At 70.6% G+C, this 20,586-nt stretch carries 23 protein-coding genes; 11 read left to right on the top strand and 12 right to left on the bottom strand.

Annotated elements, in window-relative coordinates; genetic code table 11:
* Positions 1-12 precede the first annotated feature (12 nt).
* Positions 13-663 (top strand): GntR family transcriptional regulator, encoded by a 651-nt coding sequence (locus A6B37_RS01940; RefSeq protein ID WP_102772223.1) that lies wholly within the window; start codon positions 13-15, stop codon positions 661-663.
* 5 nt (positions 664-668) lie between these two features.
* On the opposite strand, the gene A6B37_RS01945 is transcribed toward A6B37_RS01940, so the two are convergent.
* Positions 669-1,316, bottom strand: a complete 648-nt coding sequence (locus A6B37_RS01945; protein WP_102772830.1) for a TetR/AcrR family transcriptional regulator — start codon at positions 1,314-1,316, stop codon at positions 669-671.
* 162 nt (positions 1,317-1,478) lie between these two features.
* On the opposite strand from A6B37_RS01945, the gene A6B37_RS01950 reads away from it, so the two are divergent.
* Genes A6B37_RS01950 through A6B37_RS01960 form a run of 3 tightly spaced genes read left to right on the top strand, consistent with a single transcriptional unit; the run spans position 1,479 to position 4,019 of the window.
* A complete protein-coding gene (locus A6B37_RS01950) occupies positions 1,479-2,690 on the top strand; it encodes a Tm-1-like ATP-binding domain-containing protein (RefSeq protein WP_111824759.1) in 1,212 nt (403 codons plus the stop codon).
* 11 nt (positions 2,691-2,701) lie between these two features.
* On the top strand, positions 2,702-3,532 hold the full coding sequence (locus A6B37_RS01955) for a phosphoenolpyruvate hydrolase family protein (RefSeq protein WP_111824760.1): 831 nt from the start codon (positions 2,702-2,704) through the stop codon (positions 3,530-3,532).
* 40 nt (positions 3,533-3,572) lie between these two features.
* The gene (locus A6B37_RS01960) at positions 3,573-4,019 is read left to right on the top strand and encodes an SRPBCC family protein (RefSeq protein WP_102772220.1); all 447 of its coding nucleotides are present in this window, start codon (positions 3,573-3,575) and stop codon (positions 4,017-4,019) included.
* A gap of 13 nt (positions 4,020-4,032) precedes the next feature.
* Here the strand turns inward: A6B37_RS01960 and A6B37_RS01965 are convergent, their stop codons facing one another.
* Positions 4,033-4,980, bottom strand: coding sequence for a LysR family transcriptional regulator (locus A6B37_RS01965; protein ID WP_102772219.1), 948 nt, complete (start codon positions 4,978-4,980; stop codon positions 4,033-4,035).
* A gap of 92 nt (positions 4,981-5,072) precedes the next feature.
* Between A6B37_RS01965 and A6B37_RS01970 the strand changes: the two genes are divergently transcribed.
* On the top strand, positions 5,073-6,542 hold the full coding sequence (locus A6B37_RS01970) for a D-aminoacylase (RefSeq protein ID WP_111824761.1): 1,470 nt from the start codon (positions 5,073-5,075) through the stop codon (positions 6,540-6,542).
* Positions 6,543-6,576: 34 nt separating this feature from the next.
* On the top strand, positions 6,577-7,536 hold the full coding sequence (locus tag A6B37_RS01975; RefSeq protein ID WP_168202099.1) for a tripartite tricarboxylate transporter substrate binding protein BugE: 960 nt from the start codon (positions 6,577-6,579) through the stop codon (positions 7,534-7,536).
* Between the two features lie 10 nt (positions 7,537-7,546).
* Here the strand turns inward: A6B37_RS01975 and A6B37_RS01980 are convergent, their stop codons facing one another.
* From A6B37_RS01980 to A6B37_RS02000, 5 genes are all read right to left on the bottom strand, one after another.
* The gene (locus A6B37_RS01980; RefSeq protein WP_111824762.1) at positions 7,547-8,917 is read right to left on the bottom strand and encodes a sulfite reductase subunit alpha; all 1,371 of its coding nucleotides are present in this window, start codon (positions 8,915-8,917) and stop codon (positions 7,547-7,549) included.
* A 4-nt stretch (positions 8,918-8,921) separates the two neighbouring features.
* Positions 8,922-9,869 (bottom strand): FAD:protein FMN transferase, encoded by a 948-nt coding sequence (locus tag A6B37_RS01985; protein ID WP_246842415.1) that lies wholly within the window; start codon positions 9,867-9,869, stop codon positions 8,922-8,924.
* Positions 9,870-9,949: 80 nt separating this feature from the next.
* Positions 9,950-10,750, bottom strand: coding sequence for a DUF4198 domain-containing protein (locus A6B37_RS01990; protein ID WP_102772215.1), 801 nt, complete (start codon positions 10,748-10,750; stop codon positions 9,950-9,952).
* Between the two features lie 14 nt (positions 10,751-10,764).
* Complete coding sequence (locus tag A6B37_RS01995) at positions 10,765-11,280, bottom strand: DUF2271 domain-containing protein (protein ID WP_102772214.1); 516 nt, start codon at positions 11,278-11,280, stop codon at positions 10,765-10,767.
* A gap of 19 nt (positions 11,281-11,299) precedes the next feature.
* Positions 11,300-11,932, bottom strand: a complete 633-nt coding sequence (locus tag A6B37_RS02000; protein WP_111824764.1) for a PepSY-associated TM helix domain-containing protein — start codon at positions 11,930-11,932, stop codon at positions 11,300-11,302.
* A gap of 166 nt (positions 11,933-12,098) precedes the next feature.
* Here A6B37_RS02000 and A6B37_RS02005 point away from each other — a divergent pair, with 166 nt between their 5' ends.
* Both A6B37_RS02005 and crcB read left to right on the top strand, forming a co-directional pair.
* Positions 12,099-12,653, top strand: a complete 555-nt coding sequence (locus A6B37_RS02005) for an HdeD family acid-resistance protein (protein ID WP_111824765.1) — start codon at positions 12,099-12,101, stop codon at positions 12,651-12,653.
* Positions 12,654-12,657: 4 nt separating this feature from the next.
* A complete protein-coding gene (gene crcB / locus A6B37_RS02010; RefSeq protein ID WP_102772211.1) occupies positions 12,658-13,050 on the top strand; it encodes a fluoride efflux transporter CrcB in 393 nt (130 codons plus the stop codon).
* Here the strand turns inward: crcB and hpnE are convergent.
* The 3 genes from hpnE to hpnC are packed head-to-tail and all read right to left on the bottom strand — an operon-like array spanning position 13,047 to position 16,073.
* Complete coding sequence (gene hpnE / locus A6B37_RS02015; protein ID WP_111824766.1) at positions 13,047-14,381, bottom strand: hydroxysqualene dehydroxylase HpnE; 1,335 nt, start codon at positions 14,379-14,381, stop codon at positions 13,047-13,049. The two genes, crcB and hpnE, sit on opposite strands and share 4 nt — an antisense overlap.
* Complete coding sequence (gene hpnD, locus A6B37_RS02020) at positions 14,378-15,241, bottom strand: presqualene diphosphate synthase HpnD (protein ID WP_102772209.1); 864 nt, start codon at positions 15,239-15,241, stop codon at positions 14,378-14,380. Before hpnD ends, hpnE begins: the two co-directional genes overlap by 4 nt.
* Before the next feature lies 1 nt (position 15,242).
* Positions 15,243-16,073 (bottom strand): squalene synthase HpnC, encoded by an 831-nt coding sequence (gene hpnC, locus A6B37_RS02025; protein WP_102772208.1) that lies wholly within the window; start codon positions 16,071-16,073, stop codon positions 15,243-15,245.
* Between the two features lie 131 nt (positions 16,074-16,204).
* On the opposite strand from hpnC, the gene alr reads away from it, so the two are divergent.
* Positions 16,205-17,332 carry an alanine racemase gene (gene alr, locus A6B37_RS02030; RefSeq protein WP_111824767.1) on the top strand — a complete coding sequence of 376 codons (1,128 nt, stop codon included), beginning with the start codon at positions 16,205-16,207 and terminating at the stop codon, positions 17,330-17,332.
* A gap of 129 nt (positions 17,333-17,461) precedes the next feature.
* Positions 17,462-18,181, top strand: a complete 720-nt coding sequence (locus A6B37_RS02035) for an SDR family oxidoreductase (RefSeq protein WP_102772206.1) — start codon at positions 17,462-17,464, stop codon at positions 18,179-18,181.
* Between the two features lie 9 nt (positions 18,182-18,190).
* Here the strand turns inward: A6B37_RS02035 and A6B37_RS02040 are convergent, their stop codons facing one another.
* A complete protein-coding gene (locus tag A6B37_RS02040) occupies positions 18,191-19,048 on the bottom strand; it encodes a LysR substrate-binding domain-containing protein (RefSeq protein ID WP_102772205.1) in 858 nt (285 codons plus the stop codon).
* Between the two features lie 80 nt (positions 19,049-19,128).
* On the opposite strand from A6B37_RS02040, the gene A6B37_RS02045 reads away from it, so the two are divergent.
* Positions 19,129-19,509 carry a tautomerase family protein gene (locus A6B37_RS02045; RefSeq protein ID WP_111824768.1) on the top strand — a complete coding sequence of 127 codons (381 nt, stop codon included), beginning with the start codon at positions 19,129-19,131 and terminating at the stop codon, positions 19,507-19,509.
* Between the two features lie 10 nt (positions 19,510-19,519).
* On the opposite strand, the gene A6B37_RS02050 is transcribed toward A6B37_RS02045, so the two are convergent.
* Positions 19,520-20,473 (bottom strand): LysR substrate-binding domain-containing protein, encoded by a 954-nt coding sequence (locus A6B37_RS02050; RefSeq protein ID WP_102772203.1) that lies wholly within the window; start codon positions 20,471-20,473, stop codon positions 19,520-19,522.
* Between the last annotated feature and the right edge of the window lie 113 nt (positions 20,474-20,586).

The raw sequence follows: 20,586 nt of genomic DNA on the forward strand, positions 1-20,586 counted from the left end.
CCTCGCGCCACCATGTCCAGCGCCCGCGATTACGTCTATGGAGAGCTGCGCCGCCGCTTGATGGCGGGCGCTTTCATGCCGGGCGAGCGGCTGCGCGAAGAGCATATCGCGGCCGAGCTTTCCGTCAGCCGCACGCCGGTGCGCAGCGCCATCGAGCGCCTGGTGGCCGACGGCCTGGTCAAGCACGAAGGCCGGCGCGGCGCGGTGGTGCTGGGCTGGCAGGACCGCGACATCGACGAAGCGTTCGAACTACGCATGCTGCTGGAACCGTATTCGGCCAAGGCGGCGGCCGAACGCGCGACCCCTGAACAGATCCTCGAACTGGAGCGCATCAACCAGTGCATGCTGGACGCGGTCAATTCCAACGACCCCGACAGCGTGGCGCGCGTGCAGCACTACAACAACCAGTTCCATCACGCGCTGCTGAACGCCGCGCAATCGGCCCGGGTGCGTTCCATGGTGGAAAGCCTGCTCGATATGCCGATCATCATCGGCTCGTTCTACTTCTACACCAGGGACGACATGCTGCGCAGCGTGGAGCATCACCGCCAGATCATCGCCGCGCTGCGCGCGCGCGACGCGGAGTGCGCCCAGATCGCGGTGCGCTTCCATCTGGCTTCCACGCACCTGCTGTTCCGCAGCCACCGCAAGTCGCGCGCGTAGCCGGGCTACTTCCCGCGCCCATCCGCTTCGGCCAGCGCCTGCTCGATGATGGCGCGGGCCGTCCAGCGCGCGACTTCGGTGACCTCGGGCAGCTCCAGTTTCCAGATGTCCTTCAGCACCAGGAACACCTCGGTGCCGTACACCAGCGACAGCGCCTGGGCCACGCGGTCCTGCTGCGCCGGCGTGAGCCGGCCGGCCAGCGGCGCGATGGCGCGCTTCAGGATGTCGACGCGGTGGCCGCGCACCAGCCGGGGTTCCGCGCCGGCGCGTCCGGCGCTGGCCTCGGCGTGCTGCTGCAGGGACACCATGATGGCGGCGCGCAGCGGCGCCTCGTGCGATTCCAGCCGCGGATAGGCGAAGCGCAGCAGCTCGTCCACGCGCGTGGACGCGTCGGGCGCGGCCGAGTCCCAGGCCAGGATGGGTCCCAGGCTTTCGTCCACCACCGCGGCGATCAGCGCGCTCTGGCTGGGGAAATAGCGGTAGGCGGTGGCGCGCGAGACCTGGGCGTGCCCGGCCAGTTCGGCCACCGAAGGCGTGATGCCCTGCGCCATCAGGCGCTGGGCCGTGTCCAGCAGGGTTTTGCGCATGCGCGCGCGCGGGCCGTGCGGAGGCTCGCCGCTGGCCGCGGCCTGGGGGCTGGCGGGGGCGATCAGGCGGGCCGCGGCGGCCCCGGCGGGCGCTTTGCGGGCGGGGGATCGGGTTTGACGTAAGACAGGTGTCTCAGTATGATTCTTTCGTCTCATTTCTAGATTCTACAGGCCTCGCGGCCCCACATATCGAGGCGCGCACCGAGTGTAGCCGCCCGCGGAGGAGTCATGACGCATTCGAACCGGCGGGTCTACGTGGCCGCCACTTACGACACCAAGGGCCAGGAAGCCGACTACGTGGTGGCGCTGCTCAAGGGGCAGGGGCTGGACGTGGTGTCGGTGGACGTGTCCACCTCGGGCGCGGCCAGCGCCGCCCAGGTGCAGGCCCGGGAGGTCGCCGCCAGCCACCCGCAGGGGACGGCGGCGGTGTTCACCGGCGACCGCGGCACCGCCATCGCCGCCATGGCGCAGGCCTTCGAACGCTACGCCGCCGGGCGCGCCGATATCGGCGCCATGCTGGGGCTGGGCGGATCGGGCGGCACCGCGCTGATCACGCCGGCCATGCGCGCGCTGCCCATCGGCACCCCCAAGCTGATGGTCTCGACCATGGCGTCGGGCAATGTGGCGCCCTATGTGGGGCCGTCGGACATCGCCATGATGTACTCGGTGACCGACGTCGCGGGGCTGAACCGCATTTCGCGGCGGGTGCTGGGCAATGCCGCAGGCGCCATCGGCGGCGCGTTCCGGCAGGCGGCCAGCGCCGCGCCGGACGACGGCCGGCCCGCGCTGGGCATCACGATGTTCGGCGTGACCACGCCCTGCGTGCAGCAGGTGGTGCCGCTGCTGGAATCGCGCTACGACTGCCTGGTGTTCCATGCCACCGGCACCGGCGGGCAGTCGATGGAAAAGCTGCTCGACAGCCACCTGCTGGCCGGCGTGCTGGACCTGACCACCACCGAAGTCTGCGACCTGCTGTTCGGCGGCGTGCTGGCCTGCACCGAGGACCGCTTCGGCGCCGTGGCCCGCACGGGCGCGCCCTACGTGGGTTCCTGCGGCGCGCTCGACATGGTGAACTTCGGCGCGATGGAGACGGTTCCGGAACGCTACCGGGGACGCAAGTTCTATCCCCACAACCCGCAGGTGACGCTGATGCGCACCACCGTCGAGGAAAACGAGCGCCAGGGCGAGTGGATCGCGGCCAGACTGAACCAGTGCCAGGGGCCGGTGCGCTTCCTGATCCCGGAGGGCGGGGTGTCCGCGCTGGACGCGCCGGGGCAGGCGTTCTGGGACCCGCAGGCCGACGCCGCGCTGTTCGGGGCGCTGGAGGCCAATCTCAAGCAGACCGGGCAGCGCCGGCTGGTGCGCGTGCCTTGCCACATCAACGACCCGCTGTTCGCCAAGACGGCGGTCGAACACTATCTTGAAATCGCTACACACTGAGGATTGCCGCCATGCCGCGTTTTGACCGCAACGAGCTACTGGACAAGTTCCGCGCCATGGTGCGCGCGCGCACGCCCATCGTGGGCGGCGGCGCGGGCACCGGCCTGTCGGCCAAGTGCGAGGAAGCGGGCGGCATCGACCTGATCGTGATCTACAACTCGGGCCGCTACCGCATGGCGGGCCGCGGCTCGCTGGCCGGCCTGCTGGCCTACGGCAACGCCAACGAGATCGTGGTGGAGATGGGGCGCGAAGTCCTGCCGGTGGTCAAAAAGACGCCGGTGCTGGCCGGCGTGAACGGCACCGATCCGTTCTGCGATTTCGACGTGTTCCTCGACGACCTCAAGCGCCAGGGCTTCGCCGGCGTGCAGAATTTTCCCACCGTGGGCCTGATCGACGGCAATTTCCGCGCCAACCTGGAAGAGACCGGCATGGGCTACGCGCTGGAAGTGGACATGATCCGCCTGGCGCACAAGAAGGGCATGCTGACCACGCCCTATGTGTTCAATGAAGACGACGCCGTGGCGATGACGCGCGCGGGGGCCGACATCATCGTGGCCCACATGGGCCTGACCACCGGCGGCTCGATCGGCGCGGAAACGGCCCTGACGCTGGACGACTGCGTGGCGGCCATCGACCGCATCGCCGCCGCCGCGCTGGCCGTGCGCCCGGACGTCATCGTGCTGTGCCATGGCGGCCCCATCGCCACGCCCGCCGACGCCCTGCACGTGCTGCGCGCCTGCAAGCACTGCCACGGCTTCTACGGCGCCAGTTCCATGGAGCGCCTGCCCACCGAACAGGCCCTGACCGCCGCCACGCGCGAGTTCAAGAACCTGACTTTCTGATCCCGTCACCACACAGGGCCGCGCGCCCGCAGGAGTCCGTATGCCGCACACCGTGCACGTCAGCGCCATCATCCATGCGCCGCTTCAGAAGGTCTGGGCCAGCTTCCGCGACTTCAACGGCCTGGCCGCCTGGCATCCCGGCATCGCCGAAAGCCGCCTGGAAGAGGGCGGCCGCCACGACGCCGTGGGCAGCGTGCGGTACCTGACGCTCAAGCCCTCGGGTTTCGTGCGCGAGCAATTGCTGATGCTGGACGATCCCGGCACGGCGCTGCGCTATTCCATCATCGAGACCGACCTGCCCATGCGCGACTACGTCGCCGGCGTGTCGCTGCATCCCGTCACCGAAGGCGGCCAGACGCTGGTGCAGTGGTGGGCCGATTTTCGCGTCGAAGGCGCGGAACTGAGCGACGTGGCCAAGGCCGTGGGCCAGGGCGTGTTCGCCGCGGGCCTGGCGGCCCTGGACGAGAAGCTGCGCGCGGCCAAGTAAGGAGTGCGGGCGGTCACCCCACCCGCCTGCACCCCGCCGGCAGCTCCGCCGTGCGCAGATAATCCCGGATCGCCCCGATCAATCCCTCGGCGGCCGGGCTCAGCGGATATTCCTTGGGCCGGATGATGCAGACCGTGCGCATCACCGTGGGCCGCGCCAGCAGCGCGTAGGCCAGCCCCGGCTCCAGCACGCGCTGGGCGGCCAGCGCGGGCAATAGCGCCACGCCCAGCCCGGCCTTGACCAGCGCGGCCTGCGAAGTGGTGCTGGACGCCTCGTAGAACGGCGCGGCCGCTTCGATCGGCAGGTCGGCGCGGGCGCGCAGCAAGGCCATGATGCCGGTCTCGTCGACCACGCCCACCAGCTTGCGCGGCGCCAGGTCGGACCAGCGCATCGTGCCGCCGCGGCCGGGGCGCAGCGCCGGGTCGTCCTCGCGGTACAGCACGCCGAAACGGTCTTCCAGCACGGCGTCGAAATGCAGCCCGGGCGCGTCGGCCCAGCGGCTGGTCAGGCCGAAATCGACTTCGCGCGCCGCGACCTTGCGCTGGATGCGGCCGGAGTTGTCGTCGCTCAGGTACAGGCGCACGCCGGGATGCCGGGCGCAGAACGCGGCGGACGCCGGCGCGATGATCTGGGTAATGGCCGACGGCGCGGCCGCCACGCCCACGCGTCCGCGCTCCAGCGCGCCGAAGCGCACCACGTCCTCGATCACCCCGTCGAAATCCGCCAGCAGCCGCATCACGCCGGGCAGGAAGGCCTCGCCCGCCGCCGTGAGCAGCACGCGCCGGCTGGTGCGCGCGAACAGCTGCGTGGCGAGCGCTTCCTCCAGCTGCTGCACCAGGCCGGTGACCGAGGACTGGGTCTGGAACAGGCGCTTGGCGGCATGCGTGAAGCTGGATTCCTGCGCCACCGCGACGAAGGCGGTCAGGTGCTTGAGCGTGACGTGCTTGGGCAGGCGATTCATTTCAAATCACGATAGATGGATCAATAAAAACAATTTTCCCAGATTGATCCGTGCGCCGATACTAGACCTTTTCACCTCCCGGCAGGATAGCAATGCGGCAGCACACTCTGGACCTCATCATCGAAGGCGGCTGGGTCATCGACGGGCTGGGCGGCCCGCGGCGCCGGGCCGACGTGGGCGTGTCGGGCGACCGCATCGCCGCGATCGGAGACCTGGCCCAGGCCGCCGCGGCGCGGCGCGTGGACGCCCGCGGCAAGATCGTGGCGCCCGGATTCATCGACGTGCACGGCCATGACGACCTGATGTTCGTGGAGCGGCCCGGCCTGGAATGGAAGACCAGCCAGGGCATCACCACGGTGGTGGTGGGCAATTGCGGCGTCAGCGGCGCGCCCGCGCCGCTGCCCGGCAATACCGCGGCGGCGCTGGCGCTGCTGGGCGAGACGCCGCTGTTCGCCGACATGGACGCCTATTTCGGCGAACTGCGCGCGCAGCAGCCCATGATCAACGTGGCGGCCCTGGTGGGGCACGCCAACCTGCGCCTGGCCGCCATGCGCGACCCGGCGGCCCAGCCGACGGCCGAGGAACAGCAGGCCATGGAGCGCATGCTGGCGGCCGCCCTGGAAGCGGGCGCGGTGGGGTTCAGCACCGGGCTGGCGTACCAGCCGGGCGGCGCCGCGCAGCCGCCGGAGCTGGAAGGGCTGGCCCGGGTGGCGGCCGCGCGCGGCGCCATGCACACCAGCCATATCCGCAACGAGGGCGACGAGGTCGAGGCCGCGGTCGAAGAGGTGCTGTCAGTGGGCCGCAGCACCGGCTGCGCCACCGTGCTCTCGCACCACAAGTGCATGCTGCCGCGCAACTGGGGCAAGAGCCGCGCGACGCTGGCCAATATCGACCGCGCGCGCGCCGAGGGCGTGGACGTGGCGCTGGACATCTACCCGTATCCGGGCAGCTCCACCATCCTGATTCCGGAGCGCGCCGACCTCATCGACGACATCCGCATCACCTGGTCGACCCCGCATCCCGAATGCGGCGGGCGCTACCTGAGCGACATCGCGGCGCAATGGGGCTGCGACAAGACCACGGCGGCGCGCCGCCTGTGCCCGGCGGGCGCGATCTACTTCGCCATGGACGAAGCCGAGGTGCAGCGCATTTTCCGGCACGAGCGCTGCATGGTCGGCTCCGACGGCCTGCCCAACGACGCGCATCCGCACCCGCGCCTGTGGGGCAGCTTCACGCGGGTGCTGGGCCGCTACGTGCGCGAGGCCCGGCTGCTGACGCTGGAGGAGGCGGTCGCCAAGATGACCGCCCTGCCGGCGCGCGTGTTCGGCCTGGCCGGGCGCGGCCAGCTCACGGAGGGCGCCTGGGCCGACATCGTGGTGTTCGACGCCGACACCGTCGAGGACCGCGCCACCTGGGAGGCGCCGACGCTGGCCTCGGCCGGCGTCGAGCAGGTGCTGGTCAACGGCCGCCAGGTCCATCCGCCGCTGGCCGGGCAGCCGCGCCCCGGCCGCATCCTGCGGCGCGAGGCGATGGCGCAGCCCGCGGCCGATTCCCACCGATAACGACATCCACCATCCTTCACAGGAGACAAGCATCATGTTGCGCAAGACCTGCATCGCCCTGGCGCTGGCCGCCGTGCTGCCCGCCGCCCAGGCGGCCTTTCCCGACCGTCCCATCACCCTGATCGTGCCGTTCCCGGCGGGCGGGCCCACCGATATCGTCGGCCGGCTGGCGGCGGCCAAGGCGGGCGAGATCCTCGGCCAGCAGGTCGTGGTCGAGAACCGCACGGGCGCCTCCGGCACCATAGGCATGACCGCCACGGCGCGCGCCAAACCCGACGGCTACACCGTGGGGCTGGCCACCGTCAGCACGCACGGCACCGCGCCGCACCTGTTTCCCAAGCTGGCCTACGACCCGGTCAAGGATTTCACGCCCATCAGCAACCTGGTCACCAGCCCCAACATCCTCAGCGTGAACCCGGAATATCCGGCCCGCACGCTGGCCGACTTCGTGGCGCACGTGCGCGCCAATCCCGGCAAGGACGGCTACGCCAACGCGGGCGCCGGCGGGGTCAACGACCTGGGCATGATCTGGTTCCTGCAGCTCATCGGCGGCAAGATGAACAGCATCTCGTACCGCGGCTCGGCGCCGGCGCTGACCGACACCGTGGGCGGCGTGGTGCCGGTGATCTTCGACAATTTCCCGTCCTCGCTGCCGTACCTGAAGAGCAACCACCTGCGCGCGCTGGCCATCACGGGCACGCAGCGCAATCCGCGCCTGCCGGACGTGCCGACTTTCGCGGAGCAGGGCTACAAGGACTACGACGTGACCGCCTGGTACGGCGTGGTGGGGCCGGCCGGCATGCCCGACGAGGTGCGCGACAAGCTGGCGCAGGCCTTCGCCCAGGCGGTGCGCGATCCGGCGACGGCGGCCAAGATGGAAGAGACCGGCGCGTTCCCGCTGGGCAACACGCCGGCCGAGTTCGGCGCGCAGATCCGCACCGAGCGCGACCGCTGGAAGACGGTGATCGAGCGCGCGCAGATCAAGCTGCAGTAAGCCCGGCCGTTCAGTACACGTCGCGGCGGTAGCGGCCGTCGTGCTGCATGGCCTGCAGGCGCGCCGCGCCCAGGATGTCCTGCAAGGCGGCGTCCACGCCGCCGGCCATGCCCTGCAGGCTGCCGCAGACGTAGACCGCCGCGCCGGCATCGATCCAGGCGCGCACCGCGTCGGCCTGTTCGCGCAGCAGGTGCTGCACGTAGCGGCGCTGCGGCTGGTCGCGCGAGAACACCGCGTCCACGCGCTCCAGCGTGCCGTCTCCGCGCCAGGCGTCGATCTCTACGCGGCAGAACCAGTCGTGCGCGGCGTTGCGCTCTCCGAACACCAGCCAGTTGCGCCGCCGGCCCGCGGCGCGGCGCGCCTTGATCAGCGCGCGCAGCCCGGCCAGGCCGGTGCCGTTGCCCACCAGCAGCAGCGGGCGGTCGTCGGCCGGCGCATGGAAATTGCGGTTGGCGCGCACGCGCAGATCGATGGCATCGCCCGGCTGGGCGATGTGGGTCAGCCAGCCGCTGCCCAGGCCCAGCGCGCCGTCGGCGCCGCGCATCTGGCGCACCAGCAGTTGGATCGAGCCGTCCTCGGGCAGCGAGGCGATCGAGTATTCGCGGTGCGCCAGCAGCGGGCCGCCGGTTTCGCGGCGCGGGCCGATCTCGGCGATGTCGCCCGCCTGCCAGCCGGGCGCGACGCCGGGCGGCGGGGTCAGCGTCAGCAGATAGCAGGGGCCGCCCTGGCTGCCTGGATTGAGGTGGCGGCGCTCGGCCAGGCGCCAGGATTCGTAGACCGGCGCCTGCCAGTCGGGCAGGTCGCTGCGGCCGGCCAGCAGGCCCAGGTGGTGCTGCCAGTGCCGCAGGGCGGCCGGATCGCCGTTGTCGACTTCGACCAGGTCGAACAGCGGCGTCGCGCCCTGCGCGTGCAGCCACTCGTCCAGGCGATGGCCGAAGCCGCAGAAGTGCGCGTACTCGCTGTCGCCCAGCGCCAGCACCGCGTACTGCGAGCCGGCCAGCGCCGGCGCGGCCTGCTGCATGCGCTGGGCGAAGGCCGCGGCGGCGTCGGGCGGATCGCCTTCGCCATAGGTGCTGGCCACGAACAGCATGCGGCGATATTCGGCCAGGCGCCTGCCGTCCAGCTGTTCCAGCGCGGCCACGCGCACCGCCAGGCCGCCGGCGCGCAGCGATTGCGCGGTCTGTTCGGCCAGGATCTCGGCGTAGCCGGTCTGCGTCGCGTAGGCGACCAGCAAGGTGTCGTCGGGGACCGGCGCGTCCAGGGCCTGCCGGGCCAGCGCCTGCTGCACGCGGTGGAGGCGGGCGCGGCGCCAGGCCCAGGCGCACAAGAGCAGCCAGGCCCCCACCACGCATGCCGCCGCGATCAACCGGGTTGCTGCCATGGCGTCAACGCAGACCGGCCAGCGCCTGGAACGCGGGGGTGGCCACGACGCGCCAGGCGTCGCGCGCGCGCAGGATGAACAGGGCCGCCAGGTCGTGGCGGCGGGCGTAGGCCAGGCCGTCGGCCTCGCCCAGCACGGTCAGCGCCGTGGCGTAGGCGTCGGCCTGCATGCAGCCGGCATGCAGCACCGTGACCGAGGCCAGATTGTTGCGCACCGGCTGGCCGCTGCGCGGATCGATGGTGTGGGCGTAGCGCTGGTCGCCGCTGCCGGCGTGGCGGCGGTAGTCGCCCGAGGTGGCGATGCTGCGGTCCGTGAGCGGCAGCGCCAGCGCATGGCCGTCGCTGGCGTCGGGCACTTCGATGGCGACGCGCCAGGGCTGGCCGTCGGGCCGCGCGCCCCGGGCGCGCAGTTCGCCGCCGACTTCGACCAGGTATTGGGTGACGCCCAGGGCGTCGAGCGCGAGCGCGGCGCGGTCCACGCCGTAGCCCTTGGCGATGGAGGACAGGTCCAGGTAGGCGCCGCCCGGCTGCAGCGCCGCGCGGCGTTCGGCGTCGAGCTGCACGCGGCGCCAGCCGCAGCGGGCGCGCGCGGCCTCGATGGCGCCGGGCGAGGGCGGCTCGAAGGCGCGCTGGTGCGGCCCGAAGCCCCAGGCGTTGACCAGCGGCCCGACGGTGGGATCGTAGGCGCCGCCGCTGTCCTCGGCCAGCGCCAGCGCGTGGCTCAGCACATGAAAGAACCCGGCCGGCAGCGCCTGCCAGCCCGGCTGCGCCCGGTTGTAGCGCGTGATGTCGGTGTCGGCTTCCCAGGTGCTCATCTGGGCCACCACGTCGTCCAGCGCGCCCTGGATGGCCTGGCGCGCGGCCGCTTCGGTGCGCCCGGCCGGCAGCGCCATGCGCGCCGACCAGGTCGTGCCCATGGTGGCGCCGGCCAGCGCCGCCGGGCGCGCCGGCATGGCGCCGTAGGCGACGCTTACGGCCGCGGCCGGCGCGCCGCGCGGGGCGTAGGAAGAAGAGGCCATGCGCCGGCTGACCGTCAGGGTTGCAGCACTTCGACCGTGCCGGCGTAGGACAGGCGGCGCTTCTTGGCCTGCTCCACGGTGACCTTGGCGTCTTCCATGCCGGCTTCGATCCAGTACAGGCCGGGCTGCGGCCACTTCACCGTGAACTTACCGTCCTTGTCGGTCTTGAGCTCGATCTCGCCGACCTTGTCGCGATAGCGGCTGCCGCCGGGCACGACATTGACTTGCAGTTCCGCCGCGGGCTTGCCGTCGAGCAGCATCTGGAAGGTGGCGGGCTCGTCGGTGAACAGGTCGTTCGGGTGCGTCACGGGCGCCAGTTCCAGGCCGCGGCCGACCGGCTTGACGGCCGACGGCTTGCCGGCGGTGACGAAGGTTTCGACGCGGCCCACGCTCTGGGAGATCTCCAGGCCGTCGGCCTTGGCCGGCACCGCCTGCGCCAGGCCTTCCGGCTTGCCGAAGTAGCGCTTGTTCTTGCCGTCTTCCTTCCAGCGCGCGAACACGCCGTCGTTGACCACGGCCACGCGGTAGGTGCCGCTTTGCTTGAGCTGCAGGTCGAAGGTGCTGCGCAGCTTGCCGCGGTTGAGGTTCTCGGCCTCGGCCGGCTTGCCGTCGGGCGCGGTCACGGCCAGGCCGTCCAGGCGCAGCGGCGCGTGGTTGAAATAGAACTTGTCGTTGCCGACGGCGGCGTCGACCGTGACCCAGCTGTCGGTGCCCGACAGCACCGTCGAGGACGGCACCATCCAGACGTCATGGGCCTGGGCGGCGAAGGGCAGGCACAGGGCCAGGGCGGCGGCCAGTTTGGCGGTGGATTTCATCGTTGCGTTCCTAATCAGGGTTTCAGGTCGAGCGCGACGGCGCCCAGTTCGTGTTCGCCGCGGGCGGTCAGCTGCTCGGCCTTCTGCGGCGGCCATTGGAAGGGGATGCGCAGCAGCTCGCGGCCGCCGACTTCGCGCGCCGCCTCGACCACCACGGCGTACTGGCCGGGCTTGAGCTGCGCCAGCGGCTTGCTGGCGGCGTCGAAGCTGAGCGCGTGCTTGCCGACGGGCTTGGTCGCGCCGCTCACGCCGTCCACCGGAAACTGCTGGTTGCGGCCGCTGCGGCGCCACCACTGGCGCATGTCCTTGAGCCATTCGGTGCCTTCGTTGTTCTTCTTGGCCACGTCGTACCAGACGGCCAGGTCGGTGGCCACGCTCTGGTCGGGATTCTCGATCCAGATCGCCACGTAGGGGCGGTGGTACTCGGCGACGTCGAGGCGCGGCACCTCGATGGACAGGCCGATGTCGGCCGCTTGGGCCGTTCGGGCGATCAGGCCGGCCAGCAGGGCCGACAGCAACAGCTTGCGCATGGAAGTCTCCAGGGGCGGATCAATGGATGAATAGCAGGGCCAGCACGACCGGGATCACCACGCCCAGCCCCACCATCGGCCAGGTCGCGCTGCGGTTGCCGGCGTGCATCTTCAGCAGCACCAGCCCGGTCAGCGAAAACACCAGACAGGCCACGGCGAAGATGTCGAGGAACCAGCTCCAGGCCAGGCCGGTGTTGCGGCCCTTGTGCAAATCGTTCAGGTAGGAGATCCAGCCGCGGTCGGTGCGTTCGTACTCGACCTCGCCGCTGGCCAGGTCGATGGACAGCCAGGCGTCGCCGCCGGCGCGCGGCAGCGACAGATAGATTTCATCGGCGGACCACTCGGCCTGGCGGCCCGCCGCGCCGGCGTCGAGCGTGTCGTCCAGCCAGCGCGCCACGGCGGCCGGCAGCGGCGCCTTGTTGCGGTCCAGGGCGGGGGGAGGGGACAGTTGCGCCAGTTCGGCGGGAGGAAGCTGGACCTGGCGGCTGGTGACGACCGGCTTGGCCTCGATGTGCGAGGCGTTGTTCAGCGTGAGGCCGGTGATGGCGAACAGCAGCATTCCGAGCAGACACAGCGCCGAGCTGATCCAGTGCCATTGGTGCAGGGTCTTGAGCCAGTAGGCGCGGCGGCGGGGAGTGGTTGGGCTGTCCATGGGGTTTCGGATGAAAGCCCGCGGATTCTAACACTTAATGAGAATGACTCTTATAAGTGCCACGCGCGCGACCGCAAGAGGATTTCAATCGGTTTCGCCGCCGCGTGGCGCCCGGAGGGCTGCGGCGATAAGATAGGCCACCCTTGGCAAACCCCCGGAGGTCGTCATGCTCGAACGGCAAGTCGCAGATCACATCGGTCGTCATTGGGGATGGGTGGCGCTGCGCGGAGTCGTCGCCATCCTGTTCGGCCTCATGGCCATGTTCATGCCCGCCATCACGCTGTCGGCCCTGGTGCTGGTGTGGGGCGCCTTCGCGCTGGCCGACGGCGTGCTGGCGCTGGTGGCCGGCGTGCGCATCCGGGACAACGGCAAGCCGCTGTGGGCGCTCATCGTGGTGGGCCTGCTGGGCGTGGCGGCCGGCATCGTCACGTTCCTGTGGCCGGGCCTGACGGCGCTGGTCCTGCTCTACATCATTGCGCTGTGGGCGCTGGTGTCGGGCGTGTTCCAGCTGATCGCGGCGGTCCGGTTCCGCAAGGAGATCCGCAACGAATGGCTGCTCGGCCTGTCCGGCCTGGTGTCGGTGCTGTTCGGCGCCATGCTGGTCATGCAGCCCGGCGCGGGCGCGCTGGCGCTGGTGTGGGTGATCGGCATCTACGCCGTGTTTTTCGGCATACTGCTGCTGGTTTTTTCCCTGCGCCTGCGACAGCACAAGGCGCCCTGATCCGATGTCCGCATACCAGACCCTGATTCCCCTCAATTTCCTGGCCGTGGGCCTGGGCGCCATGTTCGGCGCCTGGGCGCGCTGGCTGATCGGCCTGTGGCTGAACGTCGAGTCCTGGCCCTGGGGAACCATGGCGGTGAACCTGGCGGGCGGCTACCTGGTGGGGCTGGCGCTGGCGCTGGTGGCCGCGCATCCCGAATGGCCGGCCTGGATACGCCTGGGCGCGATCACGGGTTTCATGGGCGGGCTGACCACGTTTTCCACGTTCTCGGCCGAAACCGTGGCCATGCTGGAACGCGGCGCCTACGGCGGCGCGCTGGGCTACGCCGGGGCCAGCCTGGCCGGTTCGCTGCTGCTGACCGCGGCCGGGCTGGCCAGCGCCAGCCTGTTCCGCTAGGCGGGCGCTTCGGCGCTTGCGCGGGCCAGCACGCTGGCGGCCTGCAGGCCGCTGCGCACCGCGCCTTCCAGCACGCCGGGATAGCCGGTGTCGGTCCAGTCGCCGGCCAGCGCCAGCGTGGGCCAGGGCGTGGTGTTCAGCGGACGGGTCAGGCCCGGCACGGCCGCGAAGGTCGCGCGTTTTTCGATGAACAGTTCCGCCGCCGTCACTTCGGGCATGGCGGACATGCGCGCCGGATGGCTGGCGGCCTGCTCGGCCACCTGGTCGATCAGCGCCTCGATGGCCTGGCGCCGGTTGCGCTCGGCGATGCCGACCGCATTGCTGGCCACCACGGCCAGCTCGCCCGCGCGGGTGTCGCCGGCCAGTTGCGCGCGGTCGAACAGCCACTGCCCGACGTGGCCGCGGGCGGCTTCCTCGCGCAGCATCATCATGGGCTCGGGCAGGCGCCAGGGCTCGGCGAGCCGGAGGTTGAGCGTGGCGATGGGCAGGTAGTCGAAAGCCTTGAGCGCGTTCAACAGGCCGGCGGCGCCGGCCTCGCGCAGCGGCGCGTCCAGCAGGCGGGCCGCGAACGTGGGCGGCACGGCCAGCACCGCGGCGTCGAAGCGTTCCTGGTTGACGTCGATGCCGTCGTCCGACGGGCGCAGCTGGCGCACCGTGCTGCCGTAGCGCATGGTCACCTGGCGCGCGGCGGCGTCGGGCCACAGCGCCGACAGGTCGGTGCAGGGCATCAGCATGTCGCTGTCTTCGCGGCGGCCGGCCAGGCTGTCGCGCAGCACCCGCGCGAACAGCGCGGCGCTGGCCGCGGCCGGCGGCGTGTTGAGCGCGGCCAGGCACAGCGGCTCCCAGAGCTGGCCGATGAGCGCGTCGGACTGCGCGTGGTAATGCAGCAGCTGCTGCACGGTCCAGTCGCGCGGCGGCGTCCAGGACATGGCCTTGAGCCCGCGCATCAGGCGCAGCATCGCCAGCCGGTCGGCCCAGGACAGGCCGCGCGCGCCCAGGATGGCCACGGCCATGTGCAGCGGCGCCGGCAGGCGCGGGGCCGCCAGGCGGAAGCGCCCGTCCAGGCTGGCCAGCCGCAGCGGGCGGCGCATCAGCAGCGCGTCCGGGTTGCGGCCCACGCGCCGCATCAGCGCCAGCGTCTGCCTGTAGGCGCCGCAGAGCAGGTGCTGGCCGTTGTCCAGCGGCGCGTCGAATTCGGTGTGGAAGACGCGCCGGGCGCGCCCGCCCGGCGTATGGCCGGCTTCGAATACCGTGACCTTGGCGCCCGCCTCGCGCAGGGCGACGCTGGCCGCCAGCCCGGCCCAGCCCGCGCCGATGACCGCGGCCTTCACCGCGCCAGCCGGCGGACGAGTCCGCGTCCGCCGCCCACCCAGGTTTTCCAGGCCAGCCACAGCTTGCGCAGCGGCGTGAGCGAAATGCGCTGGTGCAGCACCTGCCAGTCGTCGCGCTCGATCTCGTCGAGCAGCGCGTGGTAGATGGCGGCCATCATGAGGCCGGGCCGCTGCGAGCGGCGGTCGGCCTCGGGCAGGTTGCTCATCGCTTCGCGGTACAGGCCGCGGGCGCGCTCGGCCTGGAACTTCATCAGCGCGCTGAAGCGTTCGGAATATTCGCCGTTGAGGATGTCCGAGGCCTTGACCTCGAACTGCTGCATGTCGTTGACCGGCAGGTAGATGCGGCCGCGGCGGGCGTCGTCGCCCACGTCGCGGATGATGTTGGTCATCTGGAACGCCAGGCCGAGCTTTTCCGCGTACACCAGGGTCTTGGGATCGGAGTAGCCGAAGATGCCGGCGGACAGTTCGCCCACCACGCCGGCGGCGTGCCAACAGTATTTGCGCAGCCCGGGCCAGTCCAGGTAGCGGGTCTGGTCCAGGTCCATTTCCATGCCGTCGATCACGGCCAGCAGGCGCTCCCGCGTGATGGCGCAGCTTTCCAGGTGCGGCTGCAGCGCGCGGGTGACGGGATGGTCGGGCTTGCCGTCGTACATCTGGTCGACCTGGGTGCGCCACCAGGCCAGCTTGACGCGCGCCAGCGAGGGATCGGTGCATTCGTCCACCACGTCGTCGACTTCGCGGCAATAGGCGTACAGGGCCGTGATGGCGCGCCGCCGCTCGGGCGGCAGGAACAGGAAGGCGTAGTAGAAGCTGGAGCCGCTTTTGGCGGCTTTTTCCTGGCAATATTCGTCAGGGGTCATATCAGGTAATTGCGCGCCACAACATGATGGCCCAGTCTTTGGCGCCCAATTCGGGGCGATTCATGAATACATCGTAGCCGCCCGCCTCGATACGCTCCAGCACGCGCAGCCCGCCTTGCACCACCAGGCGCAGCTCCAGGCCCATGCGGCCCGGCAGGCGGCGCGCCAGCGGAGCGCCGAAGTGTAGCAGCGCGCGGGCGCGTTCGACTTCGAAGGCCATCAGGTCGCGCCACGCGGGCGTCAGCCGGCAGGCGGCCAGGTCCTCGTCGGTGACGCCGTGGCGGCGCAGGTCTTCCTGGGGCAGGTAGACGCGCTGCTTGCGCCAGTCCACCCGCACGTCCTGCCAGAAATTCACCAGCTGCAGGCCGGTGCAGATCGCGTCGGCCTCTTCGACGTTGTTGGGATTGGTGGCTTCGAACAGGTGCAGCATGAGCCGGCCCACGGGGTTGGCCGAGCGCGTACAGTAGTCGGCCAGCGCGGCGTAGGTTTCGTAGCGCTTGACGCCGATGTCCTGCTCGAAGGCCGACAGCAGGTCGAAAAACGGCGTGATCGGCAGCTGGTGGCGGGCGATGGTGGCCGCCAGCGGCACGAAGATGCCGGCCAGCTCGGGCGAGCCGGGCTCGGGCGTGGCGCCCGGCTCGGCGCCGATGCGGTGCAGTTCGGCGCGGAAGGCCGCCAGCTGCCGCAGCCGTTCCTCGTCGGTGGCGCTGCCTTCGTCGGCGATGTCGTCCGCGGCGCGGGCGAACCGGTAGATATCGGTCACGGCGCCGCGCAGCCTGCGCGGCAGCAGCAGCGAGGCGACGGGAAAGTTTTCGTAGTGATCGATGGGCATAAAGCGGATGAGCGATGACGGCCCCGCGGGAGCCGGGACCGGATCATTTTAAGGTGTACGCGCCCGCGCGGCGGCGCCATGCCGCCGGGGGCAAGGATCAGTTAGACTTAAGCGCCACAGGATTGCACACCATGCCGCGCCCAATTTCAGCCACCGTCTCCGTTTCCGCCCTCGCGCACAATCTGGCCGCCGTGCGCCGCCATCTCGACCTGACCGCCGCCGCCGCGTCCGGGCAGGCGCCCTCGATCTGGGCCGTCATCAAGGCCAATGCCTACGGCCACGGCATCGAGCAGGCGGTGGCCGGATTCTCCAAGGCGCAGGGCCTGGCGATGCTGGACCTGGACGAAGCCGTGCGCTGCCGCGAGGCGGGCTGGGGCGGGCCGATACTGCTGCTCGAAGGTTTCTTCGATCCGGCCGACCTGGACGTGGTCGATCGCTACCACCTGAGCGCCACGGTGCACAACCGCGAGCAACTCGACATGCTGGCGCGCGCGCGCCTGTCGCGCCGCGTGGACATCATGCTCAAGCTCAACAGCGGCATGAACCGCCTGGGATTCAGCCCGGCGGCCTATGCCGCGGCGCACGAACGCGCCATGCTGCTGCAGCAGCAGGGCACGCTGGGCTCGGTGGGCAAGATGACCCACTTCGCCTGCGCCGACGGCCCGCAGGGCGTGAACGAACAACTGGGTATCTTCAATTCGGTGACGCATAAGCTGCCGGGCGCGATCAGCGTCTGCAATTCGGCGGCCACGCTGCGTTTCGCCGAGATCGCGGTCGGTTCGGAATCGCAGGCGCACTGGGTGCGCCCCGGCATCTGCCTGTACGGCGCCTCGCCGTTCGCCGACGCCGACGCGGCGTCGTTCGGCCTGAAGCCGGCCATGTCGCTGCGCTCGGAAATCATCGCCGTGCAGGAACTCAAGGCTGGCGATTCGGTCGGCTACGGCGCGATTTTCCGCGCCGAGCGCGCGATGCGCATCGGCATCGTGGCCTGCGGCTACGCCGACGGCTATCCGCGCCACGCCGCCACCGGCACGCCGGTGGTCGTGGCCGGCATCCGCACCCAGCTCGTGGGCCGGGTCTCCATGGACATGCTGATGGTCGACCTGGACCCGGTTCCCGCCGCCGGCGTGGGCACGCCGGTGTCGCTGTGGGGCGAGGAAGGCCCGTCGGTCGACGAGGTCGCCCAGGCCGCGGGCACCATCGGCTACGAGCTGCTGTGCGCCCTGGCGCCGCGCGTGCCGGTCACCCGGGACGCCTGACCAGGCCGTCCGGCGTGCAAGAATTGCTACGCAATTTACAAGACAGGTAACGCCGGATGGTGTCTACTTGAAAGACCGGGCGCTCAGGCGCCCGTTTTTTCCTAGAAAACTGAAGCGAGGTTTGGATCCATGAAGGACAAATGCGTGCTCATCACGGGCGCTACCAAAGGCATCGGCTGGGCCCTTACCCAGCGGCTGTCCGACATGGGCTGCCATGTGGTCGGGATCGCGCGCAACACCACCGACGTGGATTTTCCCGGCTATCTCTACGCCTGCGACCTGGCCGACGCCGGCCGCACCGAGGAAGTGCTGCGCGAGATCCGCGAGAAATTCCCGGTCGACGCCGTGGTCAACAACGTCGGCATCGTGCTGCCGCAGCCGCTGGGCGAAATCGACCTGGCCACCCTGTACAACGTGCTGGACCTGAACGTGCGCGTGGCCGTGCAGGTCACCCAGGCTTTCATCGAATCCATGAAAGTGCGCCGCGCCGGGCGCATCGTCAACGTGGTCAGCCGCGCCGTCCACGGCGGCGTCGACCGCAGCGCCTATTCGGCCGCCAAGAGCGCGCTGGTGGGCTGTACCCGCAGCTGGGCGCTGGAGCTGGCCGAGTACGGCGTCACCGTCAACGCGGTGGCGCCCGGCCCGATCGAAACCGAAATGTTCCGCGCCACGCGGCCGGCCGGCAGCGACGCCGAAAAGCGCGCCCTGGCCTCGGTGCCCATGAAGCGCCTGGGCACGCCCGCCGAAGTGGCGGCCGCCATCGCCTTCCTGCTGTCGGACGACGCGGGTTTCATCACCGGCCAGGTGCTGGGGGTGGACGGCGGCGGCAGCCTGGCCGGGCGTTCCTGAGCCGCCGGCTCAGCCGCGCACCGCGCTGCGGAAAGCGGCCGCCAGGGCCGTGAGCGCATCGTGCGCGCGGCCGTCCCGGACCCGCGTATGCAATAGCACCGGCAGCTGCGGCAGCGCGGGCAGCCCCAGCCTGGGGCCCGCGTCCACCGCGCCGAACGGCAGCATGCGCGGCGCCAGCGCCGCCACGCCCAATCCCGCCATGACGGCGGCCGTCACCGCCATCACGCCGCCGCCGACGAACACTTCGGTCCAGGGGATGCCGGCGGCGTCCAGCAGTTCCCCGGCCAAGGCGCGCACGCCGCAGGGCTGCGCCATCGTGGCCAGCGGCAGCGGCTCGCCCGCCCGGTGCTGCCAGCCCGGCGCGGCGAACCAGCCGAATTTCTCCTTCGCGATGAGCTTGCCGTCGCTGCGCCCGGCGTGCAGCCGGACGATTGCCGTGTCCAGTTCGCGGCGGTCGTAGCTCTGCAGCAGATCGGCCGACGAGGCGATCCGGATTTCGATCAGCAGCTGCGGGTCCTGCGCGTTCATGCGCGCGATCAGCGAGGGCAGTTCAGGGCCGGCGACGTGGTCGCTGATGCCGATGGCCAGGCGCTGGCGGGTCGCGGCCACCGCCGACAGCGCGCGGTCGTGCGCGGCCAGGAGTTCGCGGGCGTGCTCCAGGAAGCCCGCGCCGCGCGCGGACAGCTCCACATAGCGCGGCGTGCGTTCGAGCAGGCGGAAACCCAGCCGGTCTTCGAGCCGCTTCAGCTTCAGGCTGACCGCGGCCTGCGTGGCGCCCACCGCCTCGGCGGCCAGGGTGAAGCTGCCGAGTTCGGCGATGCGCACGAAGGCCTTGACGGCATCCAGGTCCAGGGCTCTGTCGGTCATTTCAAATACTTATCAATGATATATGGGCAAATAGCGTATCAGAATAGATAACATGAAGCGGCACAACTTGGAGAACCGCCATGCCGCTAGTCCATATTTCATTGCGCACGGGCAAGCCCGAAGCCTACCGCCAGGCGATTTTCGACGGCGTCTATCAGGCGCTGCGCGAAACCTACGACGTTCCCGACGACGACCAGTTCATGGCCATGACAGAACACGACGCCGCCAATTTCCGCTATGGCGCGACCTACCTGGGCGTGGACCGCAGCGATGACGTGGTGTTCATCCAGATCACGGCAAGCAACACGCGCAGCGCGCAGCAGAAGAAAGCGCTGTTCGCGCGGATTGCCGAGCGGCTGGCCGCCAGCCCCGGCATGCGCGCCGACGACGTATTCGTGAGCCTGGTGGAAGTGGCCAAGGAGAACTGGTCGCTGGGCCGCGGCCTGGCGCAATACGCCTGAGGCCCGCGCTTCACGCGCCCAGCGCGCCGGCTTCGATGCGCAGCGCTTCCAGAAAGCGCTGCAGCGCCGGCGCCGCCTCGACCTCGGCGCGCTGCACCACGCCGACCGGCGGCAGGGTCCAGTCGGGACGGAACTTCAAGATGGCCAGCACGCCCAGCGCGGCGTAGTGCTGCGCCACCGCGCGCGGCATGGCCGACAGCACGTCGCTGGTGCGCAGCAGCACCTCGTTGGCCAGCAGCGAAACCGACTCGGCCATGGGCGCGCGCAGCGTCAGCCCGTGTTGGGCGAAGTAGGCGTCGATGCGCTGGCGCAGCGGCGCCTGGGGCGGCGGCAGCAGCCAGTCCTGCCGCGCCAGCGCGGCGGCGGTGATGCGGCTGGATTTCGCCAGCGGGTGGCCGACGCGCGCCACGACGCATATGGGCTCCTCGTACAGCACTTCGGTGCGGAAGATGGGCTGCGTGGCATCCAGCATGAGGCGGCCCAGCACGCAGTCGAACTCGCCGCGCGCCAGGCCCGCCAGCAGCGTGTCGTGCGCCTCTTCCTGCAGCATGACGGTGACGCCGGCGTGCTCGGCGTGCAGGCGCTGCACGGCGCGCGGCACCAGCACCGGCAGCGCCACCTGCTGCACGCCGACGCGGATGCGCCCGCTGGCGCCCACGGCCAGCGCCGCCATTTCATTGCGCGCGCCGGACAGGTCGGACCAGAGCACGTCGGCCTTGCGCGCCAGCGCGTGGCCGAAGCCGGTGGGCACGATGCCGCGGCGCGTGCGCTGGAACAGCGGCACGCCGAACATGTCCTCCAGTTCCAGCAATTGCTTGCTGGCGGCCGGCTGCGTCATGCCCAGTTCGGCCGCCGCCTTGTGCACGCTGCGCAGCGCGTACAGCGCGCGCAGCAGCTCCAGGTGGCGCATGCGCAGGCGTCCGCCGATGTGGCGCAGCTCGGGAATGCGGGGCGGGGAGGGCATGGTTTCGTGTAATTCCTGTTGGTTATCACAGCATTCTAATAATTGATTAGATCGTATGCACTCCGTGCCTATACTGGGTCGCAGTCCAACCGTCTTGCGACACACAAGGGGAA

The sequence above is a fragment of the Achromobacter sp. HZ01 genome, assembly GCF_003267925.1.
In the GTDB taxonomy this organism is placed as follows: Bacteria; Pseudomonadota; Gammaproteobacteria; order Burkholderiales; family Burkholderiaceae_B; genus Achromobacter; species Achromobacter pulmonis_A.